General features: G+C 71.2%; 15 protein-coding genes. 4 read left to right on the top strand and 11 right to left on the bottom strand.

Annotation, left to right across the window (positions count from 1 at the left end; translation table 11 throughout):
* Positions 1 to 13 precede the first annotated feature (13 nt).
* The 3 genes from G3I60_RS18815 to G3I60_RS18825 all read right to left on the bottom strand — a co-directional run bounded on the left by G3I60_RS18815 (position 14) and on the right by G3I60_RS18825 (position 3007).
* A complete protein-coding gene (locus tag G3I60_RS18815) occupies positions 14 to 952 on the bottom strand; it encodes an AraC family transcriptional regulator (protein ID WP_164294104.1) in 939 nt (312 codons plus the stop codon).
* 34 nt (positions 953 to 986) lie between these two features.
* Positions 987 to 1910 carry an NADP-dependent oxidoreductase gene (locus tag G3I60_RS18820; protein WP_164294105.1) on the bottom strand — a complete coding sequence of 308 codons (924 nt, stop codon included), beginning with the start codon at positions 1908 to 1910 and terminating at the stop codon, positions 987 to 989.
* Between the two features lie 170 nt (positions 1911 to 2080).
* Positions 2081 to 3007: a DMT family transporter gene (locus G3I60_RS18825; protein ID WP_239069981.1), complete on the bottom strand. Its 927-nt coding sequence runs from the start codon at positions 3005 to 3007 to the stop codon at positions 2081 to 2083.
* 83 nt (positions 3008 to 3090) lie between these two features.
* Here G3I60_RS18825 and G3I60_RS18830 point away from each other — a divergent pair, with 83 nt between their 5' ends.
* Both G3I60_RS18830 and G3I60_RS18835 read left to right on the top strand, forming a co-directional pair.
* Positions 3091 to 4029, top strand: coding sequence for a LysR family transcriptional regulator (locus G3I60_RS18830; protein ID WP_164294106.1), 939 nt, complete (start codon positions 3091 to 3093; stop codon positions 4027 to 4029).
* Positions 4030 to 4132: 103 nt separating this feature from the next.
* Complete coding sequence (locus tag G3I60_RS18835; protein ID WP_164294107.1) at positions 4133 to 4651, top strand: GNAT family N-acetyltransferase; 519 nt, start codon at positions 4133 to 4135, stop codon at positions 4649 to 4651.
* A 24-nt stretch (positions 4652 to 4675) separates the two neighbouring features.
* Here the strand turns inward: G3I60_RS18835 and G3I60_RS18840 are convergent, their stop codons facing one another.
* From G3I60_RS18840 to G3I60_RS18870, 7 genes are all read right to left on the bottom strand, one after another.
* Positions 4676 to 5965 carry an ATP-binding protein gene (locus tag G3I60_RS18840; protein ID WP_138355369.1) on the bottom strand — a complete coding sequence of 430 codons (1290 nt, stop codon included), beginning with the start codon at positions 5963 to 5965 and terminating at the stop codon, positions 4676 to 4678.
* A gap of 142 nt (positions 5966 to 6107) precedes the next feature.
* Complete coding sequence (locus G3I60_RS18845) at positions 6108 to 7046, bottom strand: ATP-binding cassette domain-containing protein (RefSeq protein ID WP_203673291.1); 939 nt, start codon at positions 7044 to 7046, stop codon at positions 6108 to 6110.
* On the bottom strand, positions 7043 to 8089 hold the full coding sequence (locus G3I60_RS18850; protein WP_164294108.1) for an ABC transporter ATP-binding protein: 1047 nt from the start codon (positions 8087 to 8089) through the stop codon (positions 7043 to 7045). Before G3I60_RS18850 ends, G3I60_RS18845 begins: the two co-directional genes overlap by 4 nt.
* Positions 8089 to 8994: an ABC transporter permease gene (locus tag G3I60_RS18855; protein ID WP_232485969.1), complete on the bottom strand. Its 906-nt coding sequence runs from the start codon at positions 8992 to 8994 to the stop codon at positions 8089 to 8091. Before G3I60_RS18855 ends, G3I60_RS18850 begins: the two co-directional genes overlap by 1 nt.
* On the bottom strand, positions 8991 to 10007 hold the full coding sequence (locus G3I60_RS18860; protein ID WP_198358903.1) for an ABC transporter permease: 1017 nt from the start codon (positions 10005 to 10007) through the stop codon (positions 8991 to 8993). The genes G3I60_RS18855 and G3I60_RS18860 overlap by 4 nt, the downstream gene beginning before the upstream one ends.
* Positions 10004 to 11701 carry an ABC transporter substrate-binding protein gene (locus G3I60_RS18865; RefSeq protein WP_164294110.1) on the bottom strand — a complete coding sequence of 566 codons (1698 nt, stop codon included), beginning with the start codon at positions 11699 to 11701 and terminating at the stop codon, positions 10004 to 10006. The genes G3I60_RS18860 and G3I60_RS18865 overlap by 4 nt, the downstream gene beginning before the upstream one ends.
* Before the next feature lie 80 nt (positions 11702 to 11781).
* On the bottom strand, positions 11782 to 13509 hold the full coding sequence (locus G3I60_RS18870; protein WP_164607516.1) for an amidohydrolase: 1728 nt from the start codon (positions 13507 to 13509) through the stop codon (positions 11782 to 11784).
* Between the two features lie 129 nt (positions 13510 to 13638).
* Between G3I60_RS18870 and G3I60_RS18875 the strand changes: the two genes are divergently transcribed.
* Positions 13639 to 14337: a TetR/AcrR family transcriptional regulator gene (locus G3I60_RS18875; RefSeq protein WP_164294112.1), complete on the top strand. Its 699-nt coding sequence runs from the start codon at positions 13639 to 13641 to the stop codon at positions 14335 to 14337.
* An 81-nt stretch (positions 14338 to 14418) separates the two neighbouring features.
* Positions 14419 to 14919 (top strand): FAD-dependent oxidoreductase, encoded by a 501-nt coding sequence (locus tag G3I60_RS18880; protein WP_239069997.1) that lies wholly within the window; start codon positions 14419 to 14421, stop codon positions 14917 to 14919.
* Positions 14920 to 15144: 225 nt separating this feature from the next.
* Here G3I60_RS18880 and G3I60_RS18885 read toward each other — a convergent pair whose 3' ends face one another.
* Entirely contained in the window at positions 15145 to 15852 is a 708-nt protein-coding gene (locus G3I60_RS18885) for an alpha/beta hydrolase (protein ID WP_164294114.1), read from the bottom strand.
* Positions 15853 to 16086 lie beyond the last annotated feature (234 nt).

The following is a 16086-nucleotide window of genomic DNA, read 5'->3' on the forward strand; positions in this document are numbered from 1 at the left end:
GGGGCTACCGCCGTCAGGCCGCCCTGACCTGGCGGCGGTAGCCGCCCGGGGCCAGGCCGTACTCCCGCTTGAAGGCCTTGGCGAAGGCGAACTCCGAGCCGTAGCCGGTGCGGGCGGCGACCGTCGTGAGCGGAGCGTCGGACTCCCGCAGCAGACGGGCCGCGGTCGTCATGCGCCAGCGGGTCAGATACGCCATCGGCGGTTCGCCGACCAGCGCGGCGAACCGCCGGGCGAAGGCGGCACGGGACAGGCCCGCCCGTTCGGCCAGCGACTCGACCGTCCACTGGGCCGAGGGGTCGTCGTGCATCGCGGACAGGGCGGGCGCCACCGCCGAGTCGCCCAGGGCCGCCGCCCAGCCCTGGGCGGCAGCCGGTGGCTGGTCGTCGAGCCAGGCCCGCAGGATGTACAGGAGCAGCGAGTCGATCAGGGTGGGCACGATGCCGTCCGAGCCGATGCGCGGGTTCTCCAGCTCGTTGCCGAGCAGCTGGACGGCTGCGCTCAGCTCAGGGTGGCGGCCGTGCCGCGTCGCCAGATGGATCACCTCGGGCAGCTGCCGTACCAGGGGGTGCGGGCGGCCCTGGTCCAGGTGGTAGTTGCCGCACAGCAGGCTGGTCTCGGGGCCGTCGCCGCCGAGGGTGACCGAGCCGATCGGTGAACCGCCCTCGAACTGCTCGCCGTTGGGCTCCTCGGCCGGCGTCGAGGGATGGTCGGCGAGGATGTGGCCGCGTCCGTCCCGTAGGAAGACCACGTCGCCGGGGCTCAGCGGGATCGGCTTGAGACGCGACGACCCCTCGTCGAGCGGGATCAGCCAGCAGGTCCCGTACAGCACGACATGGAACCCGGCGCCCGCGACCGGCGGCAGCCGCAGGCCCCAGGGGGCGCGGCCGTTGGTCCGCACGGACGCCGGGTGCCCGGTGCGCATCGAGGCCAGCGCCTCGGTGAGGATGTCCATCCGGCCTCGCCCTTCCTGGTGCGGCCCGCTGTGGTCAGACCGTCAGGACAATCTTGCCCTGTACGTGCCCCGAGGCGACCAGCTCGTGTGCCTTGCCGACCTCCGCCAGGGGAAACGTCTCCTCGACGTACGGACGGATCAGCCCGGCGTCGACGAGCTCGGCGATTGCTTCGAGCGCGGCGTAGTCCGGCTCGACCGATACGCCGGCGAAGCGCCGCCCGGCCGCCTGGACACGTGCGGCGAGCTCCGGGTTGCCGTGCTCCAGGATGCTGATGAGCACGCCGCCGGGGCGCAGCACGCCGAGCGAGAGGTCGCCCTGGGCCGTGGAGTCGAGGACCACGTCGACGTCCTTGACGGCCTCGGTGAAGTCGGTGGTCCGGTAGTCGATGACCTCGTCGGCGCCGAGACCGCGGACGAAGTCGTGCCGGGCGGCACTGGCGATGGCGATCACATGGGCGCCGCGCGCCTTCGCGATCTGCACCGCGAAGTGGCCGACGCCACCGGCCGCCCGCTGGATCAGCACCCGGTCGCCCTTCGTGACCTCGGCGGCCTGCACCAGACCCTGCCAAGCGGTGAGCGCCGCGAGGGGGATGGCGGCGGCGTGCACATGGTCGATGGAGGCGGGCTTGCGGGCCACCTGACGGGACGGGACGGCCACGTACTCGGCGTACCCGGTGGCGGCACGGGGGAAGAACGGCATCCCGTACACCTCGTCGCCCACTTCGAACCTGGCGCCGGGGCCGGCCTCCTCCACCACTCCGGAGATGTCCCAGCCCACGCCGAACGGCGGCTCACCGAGCAGCGGGAAGGCGCCGGACCTGACGGCCACGTCCACCGGGTTGACCGCACTGGCGTGGACCTTGACGAGGACCTCACCGGACAGCGGCTTCGGCCGCTCGGTCTCCACGACCTCGAGGACCTCGGGACCGCCGAAGGACTTCTGGATGACTGCGCGCACGGTAACTCTCCCTGGGTTGGGTCCGGCTGGTGCCCGGCCCGGCTGCCTGCTTGATGTCCTCAACCCTAGGGAGATCGAATGAGCCGCAGAATAGCCTTCCGTCTCTGTTATATGTCCCAGCGTCTTTCCGAATGACTCTCTCAGCCATGCGTGCCGGGCGCCTTACGTACTCAGCCGTCGTCGACGACGACAGCCGGTGCCGCGGTGCGCGCGCCGGCGCGGGTGGCGCCGATTCCCGCGACCACGACGAATCCGACGCCGACCGCGGACGCCGGGCCGGGGATCTGCCCGAGGACGGCGAGGCCCACCGCGAGCGCGATGGCCGGCTCAAGGCTCATCAGGGTGCCGAAGGCCGTGGTGGTGAGCCGGCGCAGGGCGAGGAACTCCAGGCTGAACGGGAGCACCGGATGCAGCGCGGCCAGCGCCAGACCGGTGAGGATCAGCGGCCAGGTCACGTGGCCCAGTTCGGTCGGCGCGGCGAAGAACGTGGCGACGATGGCGGCGACCGGCATGGACAGGGCGAGGCCCTTCAGCCCGGTGACCTGGTCGCCCACCTTCTGGGTGAGCGCGATGTACACGGCCCAGCAGAGCGCGGCGGCCAGCGCGAACCCGACCCCGACGAGGTCGGTGCCGCCGTGCCAGGGCTCGGTGAGCAGCACCACCCCGACCCCGGCCGGCAGGGCCCATATCCTGCGCCCGCCCGCGGCGCCGTACAGGGACAGGCCGAGCGGCCCGAGGAACTCGAGCGCGCTGGCGGTGCCCAGCGGGATCCGGGTGACCGCGCACATGAAGAGCACCATCAGGCCGGCTGTCGCCGCGCCCAGGACGGTGCACGCCAGCAGGTCCTTCCGCGTGAAGTCCGACGGGCGGGGCCTGACCAGCACCAGGAGCAGGATTCCGGCCCAGGCGAGCCGCAGCCACGCGGTTCCCAGCGGACCGAGCTGGTCGAGCAGCGGGACCGACAACCCCAGGCCGAGCTGGACGCAGGACATGGACGCGACGGCCATGAGCGCTCCACCCCGGGCCCCGCCGGGCAGCCTGCCGAGGGCGGAGGGAGCCGCGGGAACGGTCGGAGCGGCGGTGGCTGCGGAGGTCATGGCTCCAGTAGAGGGCCGACACATCGTTGATGTCCACGTGGCGATCATGGACAGTCCGTTCAGGAATGCTGAACAATGACGGGATGGAGACACGGCGGCTGGAACTGTTGGCGGAACTGTCCCGGCTGGGGTCGATGCGGGCCGTCGCCGACGTTCTCGGCACCACGACCTCGACGGTGTCGCAACAGATCGCAGCCCTGTCCCGGGAGACGGGCACCGTGCTGGTGGAGCCCGACGGGCGCAGGGTGCGGCTGACGCCGGCAGGGCGCCGGCTGGCCGAACACGCGGTGACCATCCTCGCCGCGGTCGAAGCGGCGCGGCTCGACCTGGGCCCGGAAGCGGAACCCAACGGCACGATAAGGATCGCGGGATTCGCCACCGCCATCCGCAGCTTCCTGCTGCCGGTCATCACCGATCTCGCGGCGAGCCATCCACGGGTGCACATCCTGATCCGGGAGCACGAGCCCGCCGAGGCTCTCGCGCTGCTGACCGGCGACCAGACGGACCTGGCGCTGACCTACGACTACAACCTCGCTCCCGCGACCGTCGACCCGTCGTTGAGGGCGACACCGCTGTGGACGGCGACATGGGGTCTCGGCGTTCCCGCACTCGCCACCGCCTCGACCGCCCCCACCGGAACGGCCCAGGAGGTGTTCGCCGGGTTCCGCGACCACGACTGGATCGTCAACTCCCGCAACACCGCGGACGAGCACGTCATTCGCACGCTCGCCTCCATGGCCGGCTTCAGCCCCCGGATCACCCACCAGGCCGACAGTCTCGACCTCGTGCAGGACATGATCGCCGCGGGCCTGGGCGTGGGCCTGTTGCCCATCGGCCATGCCACCTACCCCGCCATCCGGATCCTGCCCCTCACCTCCCCCAGCGTCGAGTTGCACTCCTACGCCGTCGCCCGGCAGGGCCGGCTCAACTGGCCGCCGCTGGCCCTGGTCACCGGCCTCCTCACCGACCGCGCCGGGCGCATGACCCCGGGCCACGACGGTCTCGACGCACCGGGTCCGTGACCGGCCTCCGGGGGGCGTCGGCGCCACCACCCCGGACGATCACAGCAGGGTGAGTCATGCCGAACCAACGGGGCTCCGCGGCACCGGTGCGTAACCTTGCGCCATGCCTGTCATGCAACTCCTCGACCTCGGACATGCCCCGGCGCTGCTGGAGTTCGAGCAGAAGAACCGGACCTATTTCGCCGCGTCGATTCCCGACCGCGGCGACGACTACTTCGCCCACTTCGATGCCCGGCTCGATGAGCTGCTGACCGACCAGGCCGCAGGGCTGCTCTACTTTCACGTGCTGGTCGCCGACAACGGCGCGGTGCTGGGCCGGGTCAACCTGGTTGATGTGGAAGGGGGTTCGGCGGAACTCGGGTACCGGATCGCCGAGGAGGCCGCCGGGCGCGGGCTGGCCACCGCCGCTGTTCACCAGATCTGCGAACTGGCTGCCACGGAGTACGGCCTGACCACGCTGAGGGCCAGGACCACACTCGACAATGCCGGCTCCCGGGCAGTGCTGGCGCGAACGGGGTTCACGCCCATCGGCGACATCCAGCTGAGCGGTCGCCCAGGCCTCCGTTTCGTACGGGACCTGCCGGCAGCCCGGCAGAGCGACGACTCACCCGCCTCACCCTGAGGCGACCCTTGGGTCATGACGTGCTCAGAGGCGGGCGTGGGCGGTGATGTCCGCGCTGAACTCCTCGGTCATCGCGGGGGTGACGGTCGGCCGGCACTGGGCGATCGCCGCCAGGTAGTCACCGGTACTCGCCCCCGGCGGGCTCTGCATGCCCGCCCCGCCGCCGATCGACTCCAGATCCCGTTCGAAGGACGCCTGGGCAGCGGTGCGCGCCGCGTGCTCGATGTCCGCCGGGGTGAACAGCTCGCTGGCCACCACCAGAGCCGGCACCTCCACGTCGGGGCGGCCGCCGGTGTACCGGGACCAGATCGCCGAGCGGGCGGCCGCGTCCGGGGTACCGATCGGGATCAGGTAGTCGAAGCGGCCAGGACGCAGGAACGCCGGATCCAGGGAGCGGATGGAGTTCGTCGCGCACACCAGCAGCCGCTCGTCGCCCTCCCGGAATCCCGGGATGAGCTTGAGGAGTTCATTGGTCACCCCGTGCATACCGCCCGGCTGCACCGGCTCGGTGCGGACCGGGGCGACCTCCTCGACCTCGTCGATGAAGACCAGCACCCGCTCCAGCTCCGCGATCCGGGCGAAGGCGCTGCGGAGGGCGGCGGCGAGGTTGCCCTCGTCCGCCAGCCGGGAGGGCAGCAGCTCGACGAACGGCCAGCCGAGTTTGGACGCGATGCCCCGTGCGAACGTCGTCTTGCCGGTGCCGGGCGGGCCGAACAGGGCGATGGCACGCGGCGGCCGGACCCCGTGCCGGGCCGCCCTCTCGGGCTCCGCCAGCGGCAGCACGACCCGCCGCTCGATCAGGTCCTTCTCCGCTTCCATCCCGGCCACCTTGCCCCACAGGTCACCCGGCAGGAACCGGCCGCCGAGGTCCTCCAACAGGCTCGCCGCGGGGCCGTGCGACGGTTCGACCTTCTCGAAGTAGGCCACCGCGGGCTGCCGGGTGTAGCCGGCGTTCAGGAGGCCCTCGCCGAGCAGGTCCTCCTCGGGCAGCACATAGGCGATCCGGCCCACCCGCGCCGCGACGAGCCGCCGCTCCAGCTCCACCAGCAGGGCACTGGCCAGTCCTCGCCCGCGCCAGACCGAGGAGATCGCGATACGCATCACCCAGGCCCGCTCACCGGCCACGCACGCCAGCGCCGCGCCGATCGGGACGCCCTGGTGAACGGCGACCACCGCGGGCTGCCGGGACGTCAGCGCGCCGATGCACTCGGCGAGGGAGAAGACCGACTCCTGCCCGAGCTCGGCCGTGGTGTCGATCAGGTGGACCACTGCCGCGAGATCGCTCTCGCGGTAATCGTGGATGAGCCAGTTCACCGGTACCGCCCCTCGTCCGTGCCGTTTCGGTGAGGCTAGGGGCGGGGCCGGGGCGGGGCCCGCTCCACCGTGAACAATCCGGCCGGCCGAACGCTACGTTCCGTCCGTAGGACGCGGACCCCGCGGCCCCTATGCGCCGGACCTACGCGGTCGGGGCGGTCGGCGTGGTCGGGGCGGTCGGGGCGGTCGGGGAACCCGTATCGCCCGGGAGGACGTCGAGCGCGCGCCGCCGGCGGCCGATGGCGTCGGGGTCCCAGCCGGAGCGGGGTACGGAGGCCAGCAGCAGGCGGGTGTAGGGGTGCCGTGGCGCGGTGAGGAGATCGGCGACCGGTTGGTGTTCCATGGTCCTCCCCCGGTACATCACCAGCGCCTCGTCGCAGACGTAGCGCACCACCGCCAGGTCGTGGCTGACGAAGACCAGGCCGATGCCGGTGTCGCGGCGGATGTCCGACAGCAGGTTGAGCACCTGGGCCTGCACCGAGACGTCGAGTGCCGACACCGCTTCGTCGAGAACCAGAACAGCCGGTTCGACTGCCAACGCACGGGCGATGGCGGCGCGTTGGCGCTGACCGCCCGACAGCTGACGGGGCAGCGCCGCCGACTCGCGGTCGCCGAGGCCGACCTGGGCCAGGAGCTCCCTGACCCGGCCGGCCCTCGCCGAGCGGTCACCGCAGCCGTGCAGCCGCAGCACCCCGTCGATGGTCGTCCCGATGCTGATCCGGCCGTCCAGCGAGAGGTAGGGGTCCTGGAAGACGATCTGCACGGCCTTCGCGCGGGCGAGCCGTGCCGCCCGTCCGCGCACCGTCGCGGCGATCGGGGCGCCCTGGACCAGGATCTGTCCATGGTCGGGGCGTTCGAGACCGACGAGCATCCGCGCCGTGGTCGTCTTGCCCGAGCCGGACTCGCCGACCAGGCCAAGGGCCCCGCCGGGATGCAGGGAGAACGACAGATCGTTGACGGCGACCACATGGGTGCCGCCGGTGGAGTAGGTCTTGCGCAGACCGCTGACCTGGAGCAGCGGCCCTCCGGGCGATGCGGGGGCTGGGGTGGGCACAGGGGCGGGAGCGGGTGCGGTGTTCAACGGTCCTCCTCGCTGGGTGAGGCACAGACGGCCGCCATCAGCGGCCGGCCGCCGATCTCATCGGCCAGATGGCAGGCGACGAGCGCGGGGCCACGCTGCGCCGTGGACGCCGGGACCTGGACGGGGGCAGGCCGTGCCAGGTCGGGCGCCGTCCTGTCGCAGAGTCCCGGCCGGGCGTGCGGGCAGCGGGCGGCGAAGGAGCAGCCCGGTGCGGCTTCCAGCAGGCCCATGGGGACGCCGCGGATCGGCGTGAGTCGTCCGAGCGGTCCGTCCAGAGGCGGCGTCGAACCGAGCAGCCCGGCGGTATAAGGGTGCCGGGGCGCGGTGAGCAGTTCGGTCGCGGTCCCGGTCTCGACGATCCTCCCGGCGTACATGACGTAGATCCGGTCGCAGGTCGCTGCGGCGAGATCGATGTCGTGCGTGATCAGCAGCAGGCCGAGGCCGCGTTCGCGTTGCAGCCGGCGGAGGATCGCCATGATCTCCGCCTGGGTGGTCACATCGAGCGCCGTGGTGGGCTCGTCGCACAGCAGCAGCCGCGGCTCCGCCGTGAGCACTCCGGCGATCATGACGCGTTGCAGCATTCCGCCGGAGAGCTCGTGCGGGTACTGCCGCAGGTGCCGGGCGGGGTCCGGCAGCCCGACTGCGGTCAGGAGTTCCAGCGCGCGGGCGCCCGCCCGTGCCCTGGACCAGCCGCCGGTCAGCCGCAGTGACTCGGTGAGGAAGTCCCCGACGCGTCGCACCGGGTTGATGCCCGCCCGGGGGTCCTGGAAGATCATGGACGCCTTGCCGGTGCGCACCTCGCGCAGGCATCCGGCGTCCGCCCCGACCAGATCGGCCCCGTCGACGCGGACGTGACCGCCGATCGCCGCCCCGGCCGGGAACAGGCCCAGCGCGGCACGGGCCGTGACCGACTTCCCCGAGCCGGACTCCCCGACCAGCGCGACGGCCTCGCCGGCGGCGACGGTCAGGCTGACGCCGTCCAGGATCGGACGGGCCATGCCCGGCAGCGCCACACTCAGGTCGTTGAATTCGAGCAGCGGCATCAGGACTCCCTCCCCGCGAGCCGGTCGCCGAGGTTCTCCCCGACGACGTTGAAGGCGACCACGACCAGGACGACCGCGACGGCCGGAACGATCGCGGACAGCGGTTGTCCCTGGAGGACGGCTGCCTGCCCCTGGTTGATCATGGAGCCCCAGTCGGGTGTCGGCGGCTGCACGCCCAGGCCGAGGAACGACAGGGCCGCGAGGTCGAGCAGCGCGTACCCGAAGTTCACCGTCGACTGGGCGAGCACGGTCGGGGTGATGTTGGGCAGCAGCCGGCGGAAGGCGATGAACACCGCCGAGTGGCCCTGCACCTGGTAGGCGGCGATGTACGGCCGGGTCTTCTCCTGCGCGGTCAGACCGCGCACCAGACGGGCCGTGTAGGGCATGTACGCGATGGCCATGGCGAGCACCGGCGCGGTCAGTCCCTTGCCGAACAGGGCCACCGCGAGGATCGCCAGCAGCAGCGCGGGGAAGGCGAACAGGATGTCGAGCACCCGGCCGACCGCCGTGTCGACCCACCCGCCGCGCCACGCGGTGAACAGACCGACGGCGACCCCCAGAGTGGTGGAGAACAGCACCACGGCGAGCGGGCCGGCGAGGCTGGTGCGGGTGCCCTCGATCAGGGCCGAGAACGTGTCGTGCCCGCCCAGATCGGTGCCCAGCCAGTGGTCGGGGCCGGGCCCGGCGAAGCCGTTGCCCAGCTCGCCGAAGGTCGGGTCCTGCGGGGCGATCCAGGGCGCGAACAGAGCGATCAGGACGAAGAGGGCCAGAAGCAGCAGACAGCCGCGCATCAGCCAGCCGCCACCGGCCCGCCGCAGCCACACCAGCGGGAGTCGCAACCGGGACGGCGACGGAGCGGGTGGGTCGGCCCGGCGGTCGGCCATGGTGGAGGAAGGGGCATTCATCGTGCGCTCCCTGCTGCTGCCGCGACGCGCGGGTCGATCAGCGGATACACCAGGTCCACCAAGGTGTTGACGACGACGAACGCCGCGACCACCAGCAGCACGATCGCCTGGACCACCTGGAAGTCCATCTCGTTCACGGCCTGCACCAGCAGCGAACCCACCCCGGACATCCCGAACGCGGTCTCGACGATCGCGGTGCTCACCAGCATTCCCGAAACCAGCAGCCCGGAGACAGTGACGATGGGCCCCAGCGCGTTGCGCAGCACATGGCGCCGCACCACGGACGACTTGGACATCCCCCGGCTGAGCGCGACCTCGACGTGTTCACGGCGCAGCTCGTCCAGCATCGCCGAGCGCGTCACCCGCGTCACGAGTGCCATGAACGTCACCGACAGCGCGATGGCGGGAAGCACCACATGGTGCATCCGGTCCAGCAGACCGGTGCCGTTCCCGATCGTCGGGAACCAGCCCAGGCGTACGCCGAGCACCGAGCGGAGCGTGATCGCCGCGACGAAGGACGGCACCGCCGCCCCCACGGTGACCATCAGCAGCACCGCCGTGTCGGTGCGCGTTCCGCGCCGCAGCGCCCCGACGATCCCGGCGCCGACCCCCACGACCGCGATCATCAGCGCCGCCGTGCCCACCAGGAGCATCGAAGCGGGCAGCCGGGACCACAGCACCTGGTCGACGCTCTGGTGGAACAGGTACGAGCGGCCGAGGTCCCCTTGCAGCACGCCCTGCAACCAGTGCCAGTACCGCTCGGGGAACGGGTCGTTGAACCCGTACTGCTCCCGTATCGCGGCGATCTCCTGTGGGCTCGGGCTGCGACCGCGCACCAGGAAGCTGACCGGGTCGCCCGGTGCCAGGTACAGCGAGGAGAACACCACGAACGAGGTGACCAGCAGCGTCACCGCCATCGTGAGGAGCCTGCGCAGCGTCGACACCGCCAGGGCGCCGAACCTCCCGGCCCGCCTGGCACCGTCCACCGCGGTGGTCGCCAGGGCGGCTGTCATCCGCGGGCTCCGATCTCGGCGGCCCACGGGTAGTACAGGTAGGCGATGGACGGCTGGACCCCGGTGATCCGCTTGCCGAGGAAGACGCTCACCGGCTCGGTGTACAGCGGCAGCCAGGGCAGTTGCTCCATGGCCGTCTGCTGCGCCTTCCCGGTCGCGGCGGCCACCGCTGCCGGATCCTGGGCGACGGTGGCCTCGTCGATGGCCGCGTCGAACTGCGGGTTCGACCAGTTGCCGTAGTTGCTGAACGCGCCGGTCTGCAGCGATCCGTACATGTCCAGCGGGTCGGTGATGGACGTGTACCAGAAGGTGAGGAACAGATCGATGCCCTTGCGGGCGGCCGCGTCGGTGAACAGCGCCGTGTACTTGTCGGCGGAGATGGTGTCGATCTGCGGGTTCAGCCCGATGGCCTTGGCCGCCTGCGCGACGGCCTGGGTGATGATGGTGGTCTGGGAGTCCAGCGGGCTGCTGGCGATCACGACCTTCTGCCCGGCGACTCCGGCCTGGGCGGCCAGCGCCTTGGCCTTCACCGGGTCGTAGGGATAGCTCGGCAGCGCCTTGAGCAGTCCCTTGACGGTGGAGTCGGGTGTACCGCTCCAGGTGTTCGAACTGACCAGTGAGTCCGCGACATCGGCGACCCCGCCCGCGCCCGCCTTGACGATGCCCTTGCGGTCGATGGCCATCAGCAGGGCCTGCCGTACCCGGGCGTCGCCCAGCGGTCCCTTGAGGTTGTTGACGATCTCGGAAGCGACCGTGGTGTTCCGGCCGAAGTACAGCGTGCCCGCCTGGCTCGCCTTCAACTGGGCGTAGGCGTGCGGCGGGACCATCCAGCCACCGTCGACCTCACCGGTCTGGAAGGCGTTGACGCGGGTCGTCGGGTCGGACAGGAAGACGAACTTGACCTCGCCGGCCTTGGGCTTGAGCTTGGCGTCCCAGTACCCGTCGAAGCGCTTGAGCACCAGTGACTGGCCCGAGGTCCAGGACCCGAACGAGAAGGGTCCGGTACAGTTCACGCCCTTCGCCGGGTTGCCGTAGTCCTTGCCGTCCTTCTTGAGGGTGGCCGCGGACTCCACCGTGCCGGGACTCGCGGCAAGGTACTTGTTGAACGTCGAGTCCGGTGACTTGAGGCTGACGGTGACCTGCGACGGTCCGGTCCGGTCGATCGACTTCACATTGCGGAACGGGTAGGCCCAGTTGCTGGCCACCTCGGGGTCCAGGTTGCGGCGCAGCGAGGCGACGACGTCGTCGGCGGTGAGCGTCGTACCGTCGTGGAAGCGCACGCCGGAGCGGATCTGGTACACCCAGCTGGTCGGCGTGGGGTGGGTGTAGGAGGTCGCCAGGCCGGGTGAGGTCGTCAGGTCCGGGTTCCAGCGCAGCAGGCTCTCGCAGACGTTGGCGAGGATCTGGTTCGGCGGGTAGTCGAACGCGTAGGCGTAGTCGATCGAGGTCGGCTCGGCGAAGAGCGACCAGGTGAACGAGTTGACCGGGCCCGCGGCGGCCGGGGTCTTCGCCGTCAGCCGGTACGCGGCGTCGGCGGTCCCGGCCGGCGGGTGCGCCGTGCCGCTGCAGGCACTCAGGGTGGTGAGGGCGAGTGCGGCGGCCGCGGCGACGGCGGCGGTCAGGGTGCGGCGGACGGGTCGCCGCGCGGATCGCTGGTCAGGTCGCAGGACAGTTCTCGGACAGACTGCTGGCATGGTGTTCCTCCGTGAGTGGTGCGCCTGAGGGTGCGCGTGGGAACAGCGCGGGAACGGCTTCGGCGTGCGGGCGGCACAGCTCAGTCGGTCGCGGCGAAGACGAGCCGCCCGTCGATGTAGGTCCGCAGCACCCGGGTCTCGGCGATCTCCAGGGCGGGCCGCTCGAAGGGGTCCCGGTCCAGCACCACGAGGTCGGCGTACTTGCCCACCTCGACCGTCCCGGTGACGTCGTCGAGGTGGTTCACCCACGCGCTGCCCGCGGTGTAGGCGGTCAGGGCCTGGGCGAGCGTCAGTGCCTGCTCCGGGTAGAACGGCTTGGCGGGCTCCTGCGCGGTCGAACTGTCGGAGCTGTGGACGTCTTCGGCGGCGTCATGCGCCTGCGGAGCGTTGGGGGCTTCGGCGGGCACCGCCCGGTTGACCGCGACATGGATACCCCACATCGGGTTGGGGCTGCTCACCGACCAGTCGCTGCCGGCGACCAGCCGGGCGCCGGCCCGCAACAGGTCGCCGAACGGGTACTGCAGGGCGGCCCGCTCGGATCCGAGGAAGGGGATCGTCAGCTCGTCCATCTGCGGCTCGTGCGCCGCCCACAGTGCCTGGATGTTCGCGGCGGCCCCCAGCTCGGCGAAACGCCCCAGGTCATCGGGGTGGATCAGCTGCAGATGGGCCAGATGGTGGCGGTTGTCGTTGGTGCCGTTGGCCGCCTTGGCGCCGGCCAGCGCGTCGAGCGCCTCACGGACGGCCCGGTCCCCCAGCGCGTGGAAGTGGATCTGGAAGCCCGCTTCGTCGAGCACCCGCACGGCGTCGTCCAGCAGCTGAGGATCGACGAAACTGAGGCCGGAGTTGTCCGTGGCGCAGCCGCAGTGGTCGAGGTAGGGCTCCAGCAGGCCCGCGGTGAAGTTCTCCGCGATGCCGTCCTGCATGATCTTCACGGTGGTCGCGTTGAACCGCCCGACCTGGCCGGTTCGCCTGCGTTCCTCGAGCTCGGGAAGCTGCTCCAGCCCGCGCTCGCGGTCCCACCACAGGGCGCCGACCACCCTCGCCTGGAGCGACCCTTCGCCGGCCGCCCGCACATAGACGTCGAAATTGTCCGGGTTTCCGGGGAAGACGCCGATCATGGCGTCCTGCCAGGTGGTCACCCCGAGGGAGAACAGATACTCCTGCGCCACCAGCAGTCCGGCGAGCGCCTCGTCCGGTGTCGCGACGGGCAGGTGCGCGCCGACCAGGCCCACGGCACCCTCCTGAAGGGTGCCGGCCGGAGTGCCGTCCGGCTCCCGCTCGATCCGGCCGTCCACCGGGTCGGGGGTGTCACGGTCAACGCCGGCCAGCCGCAGTGCGAGCGAGTTGACCCAGGCGCCGTGGCCGTCCCGGTTGCTGAGCAGTACCGGCCGGTCGGGGACGATCGCGTCCAGCATCTCGCGGGTGGGAGTGCCGCCGGGGAAGACGTCCATGGACCAGCCACCGCCGGATATCCAGTCCGCGTCCGGGTTCGCCTTCGCGTACTCGGCGACCACCGCCAGATATCCCTCGACGGAACGCTCCTCGGACAGATCGCAGCGCAGCATCTGGACCCCGGCCACCGCCGGGTGCATGTGCGCGTCCTGGAAACCGGGGACGAGCAGGCCACCCGCGAGATCGACGACCTCGGTGTCCCCGTCGGCCAGGGCGCGGACCGACGTCTCGTCGGAGACCGCCAGGATCCGTCCGCCCCCGACCGCTACAGCGGCATCGATCGGCGCCGACGAGGTCCCGGTGAAGACCCGGCCCCCCACGAAGACGGTGTCGGCCCGCTGCCTGGTGTTCCCCATCGACGTACCCTCCGGCTCGGCGGGCCGGGCCCGCACTGCGTGTGTGTTGAGGAGGAGTGAACGGCAGCGCAACACTGTTGTCAACGGTGTTGCGCGCATTGGTGCGGGCGTCGTTAGACTGGCCGCACCATGCCGAATCCACACGCCGCCACCCCCGCCCGGACGAAGCGCGCCGGCGCGCAGTTGTCACCCGACGCGATCATCGAAGCGAGCCTGCGCATCGCGGCTCGCGGCAGCGCCGACGCCTTCACGGTCCGCCGCCTCGGCGAGGAGCTGAGCGCCGACCCGACCGCGATCTACCGACACTTCCGCGACAAGGACGAGTTGCTGCTGTCCGTCGCCGACCGGACGCTGGGAGAGGTGCTCGACGGCATCCCCGGCGGCCTCGACTGGAAGGGACGGCTGCGCGCCCTGGCCGCCGGCTCCCTGCGGGTCGCCCTCAAATACCCCGCGGTCGTGTCGGCCATGGCCAGCCGCACCACCCGGCGCACGAACGAGTTCCGCATCGTCGAACTCATCCTCGGAGCCGTCATGGAGGCCGGGCTCTCGGGCCAGGACGCGGCCGTCCACTACCGCATGGTCGGCGACTCCCTGCTGGCGCACGTCGGCCAGCGCGCCGCCTATCTGCTGTTCGACCCGGACGTACGGGCCGGTGACGAGTCCTCGTGGAACCGCGAGTACCGGCGGGTCGACGCCACCGCCTTCCCCAACATCACCCAACTCAGCTCCCAGCTGGCCGAAGTGACGGATGACCAGATCTTCGAAGCCAGGGTCGAGTCGCTGATCGCCGCGATCGAGCGGAAGGCCGAGGCCGTTCGCGGGGCATAACGCCACACGGGTCCGCCCGGATCCCCACGGATGGCCGAGCGTTGGCATTGCCGCGGTGGCGCAACGCTGTTGGCAACACTGATGTGCCAGCGCTTCACTCCCCCTCGACTCGGATACCCGCGGCGGGCTCCACCCCGCCGCCCGAGCGTCGGCGCGGGCCTCGCCGGCCTCCGCTGTGCGCACCAGCTGTGGAACCGTGGCAAGCCGGTGGCCGCGACCGTGTACGAGGCGGACACCACCCACCTCGGCGGCCGCTGCTGGTCCCCGCGCGGCTTCTTCGACAACGGCCAGGTCAGCGAGCACGGCGGGGCCTTCATCAGCTCGACCGACACGGCGATCCTCAAGCTCGCCGCGACCCTGGGCCTCAAGCGCGAGTACGCGAACGGCGGCGCGCTGGACACCGGTGACTACGTCGCCCGGATCAACAACAGCACCTACACCGGGGCCCAGCAGCAGAGCGACTGGGACGGCGACGTGTACAACGCCTTCAGCGCCTCGTACGACGCGGCGGGAACCGCCCGCTACAACCCCGGCACCTCGGCGCCTATCACTGCTACAAGGTCGGCCAGTACACCTCGTTAGCCGGCTACGCGGGCGTCCAGGAGGGGCCGGATCCACTTCGCCGACGAGCACACCGACGTCGACAACTCCACCCTGAACGCCGCGGTGGCCTCCGGCGAACGTGCCGCGAGCGAGATCACGACGCAGATCTGAACCTGTGGAACTCCTGAGGTGACCGCGCCGCATCAGGGCCCGGCAGGATCGCCGCTTCCCGCGAAGCTGCGATCCTGCCGTTGCGCACCGGCGTCACCGGCTGGACTCGGCGTGGTTGCAGATCCGGTAGGCCTCCAGATGTTCGACCAGTTCCTGCGGGTGGGCCAGCGCCGGGAGGTGGCCGCCGTCCATCTCGTCCGGGGTGAAGCCCAGCCGTTCCTGGACGACGCGGCGCTGGAAGTCGGCCGGGAAGAACCGGTCCTGCCGGCAGAGCAGGAACTTGGTCGGCACCTGCGGCCAGGTCGAGAGCGGCCAGGGCTTGAGGAAGGGCGCCTCGGCCTGGTCGAGGACCGGCCGCACCATCAGAGCGGCGGCCACATCCTCGGGAACATCGTGCAGGAAAGTGATCCGCGGATCGAACTCGGCATCCGGGTCACGCCCCTCCCGCACATCCAGCTCCCGTCTGGCACCGGGCTGCCCGGTGTTGGCCCACCAGTCCCCCGGCGACTCCCCCGGCGCGGGGACCATGGCCGCCACCAGCACCATCAGCTCCACCGGAACCCGCGCACAGACCAGCGGGGCGGTGAACCCGCCCATCGACTGCGCCACCAGCACCAGGTCCTTACGGTTACCGATGGCTTCCAGCACCACCTCGGTGTACTCCGCCAGCCCGGCCGTCTCGTCCGCGCACGGCAGATCCGGCGTCACCACGTCGTGCCCCCGGGCCCGCAGAAGCGGCACCACCCGGTGCCAGTACCAGGAGTCGGATCCCGCACCGGGAATCAGCACATAGGTCGCCATCGTCAGTCCTCACGCAGCCCGGCGACGCGCGTATCGAGCCGCCACAACGTTAGACGCTGCCACGGCCCGGAACTCATCGCACGCACTGTGATGCCGCGTCGCCGGACGCTTCACGCCGGATCCAGGCCCTCCGATTGACCCATCTTTCCTGCTCCGAAATGCACCCCGCACCAGGCCTATTGGTTGGCTAGAGTTATCTCATCAAGCAACGGAACAACCCCCGCGGCAACCGCC

Source organism: Streptomyces sp. SID13666 (assembly GCF_010548325.1).
Classification (GTDB): Bacteria; Actinomycetota; Actinomycetes; order Streptomycetales; family Streptomycetaceae; genus Actinacidiphila; species Actinacidiphila fildesensis.

What these genes read in the sequence shown, in the direction of transcription:
- G3I60_RS18835 (WP_164294107.1), top strand. Translation starts at nt 4,133, where the DNA reads ATGCCTGTCATGCAACTCCTCGACCTCGGACATGCCCCGGCGCTGCTG.
- G3I60_RS18885 (WP_164294114.1), bottom strand. Translation starts at nt 15,852, where the DNA reads ATGGCGACCTATGTGCTGATTCCCGGTGCGGGATCCGACTCCTGGTAC.
- G3I60_RS18870 (WP_164607516.1), bottom strand. Translation starts at nt 13,509, where the DNA reads ATGGGGAACACCAGGCAGCGGGCCGACACCGTCTTCGTGGGGGGCCGG.
- G3I60_RS18830 (WP_164294106.1), top strand. Translation starts at nt 3,091, where the DNA reads ATGGAGACACGGCGGCTGGAACTGTTGGCGGAACTGTCCCGGCTGGGG.
- G3I60_RS18865 (WP_164294110.1), bottom strand. Translation starts at nt 11,701, where the DNA reads ATGCCAGCAGTCTGTCCGAGAACTGTCCTGCGACCTGACCAGCGATCC.
- G3I60_RS18855 (WP_232485969.1), bottom strand. Translation starts at nt 8,994, where the DNA reads ATGAATGCCCCTTCCTCCACCATGGCCGACCGCCGGGCCGACCCACCC.
- G3I60_RS18825 (WP_239069981.1), bottom strand. Translation starts at nt 3,007, where the DNA reads ATGACCTCCGCAGCCACCGCCGCTCCGACCGTTCCCGCGGCTCCCTCC.
- G3I60_RS18875 (WP_164294112.1), top strand. Translation starts at nt 13,639, where the DNA reads ATGCCGAATCCACACGCCGCCACCCCCGCCCGGACGAAGCGCGCCGGC.
- G3I60_RS18860 (WP_198358903.1), bottom strand. Translation starts at nt 10,007, where the DNA reads ATGACAGCCGCCCTGGCGACCACCGCGGTGGACGGTGCCAGGCGGGCC.
- G3I60_RS18815 (WP_164294104.1), bottom strand. Translation starts at nt 952, where the DNA reads ATGGACATCCTCACCGAGGCGCTGGCCTCGATGCGCACCGGGCACCCG.
- G3I60_RS18880 (WP_239069997.1), top strand. Translation starts at nt 14,419, where the DNA reads ATGTGCCAGCGCTTCACTCCCCCTCGACTCGGATACCCGCGGCGGGCT.
- G3I60_RS18850 (WP_164294108.1), bottom strand. Translation starts at nt 8,089, where the DNA reads ATGCCGCTGCTCGAATTCAACGACCTGAGTGTGGCGCTGCCGGGCATG.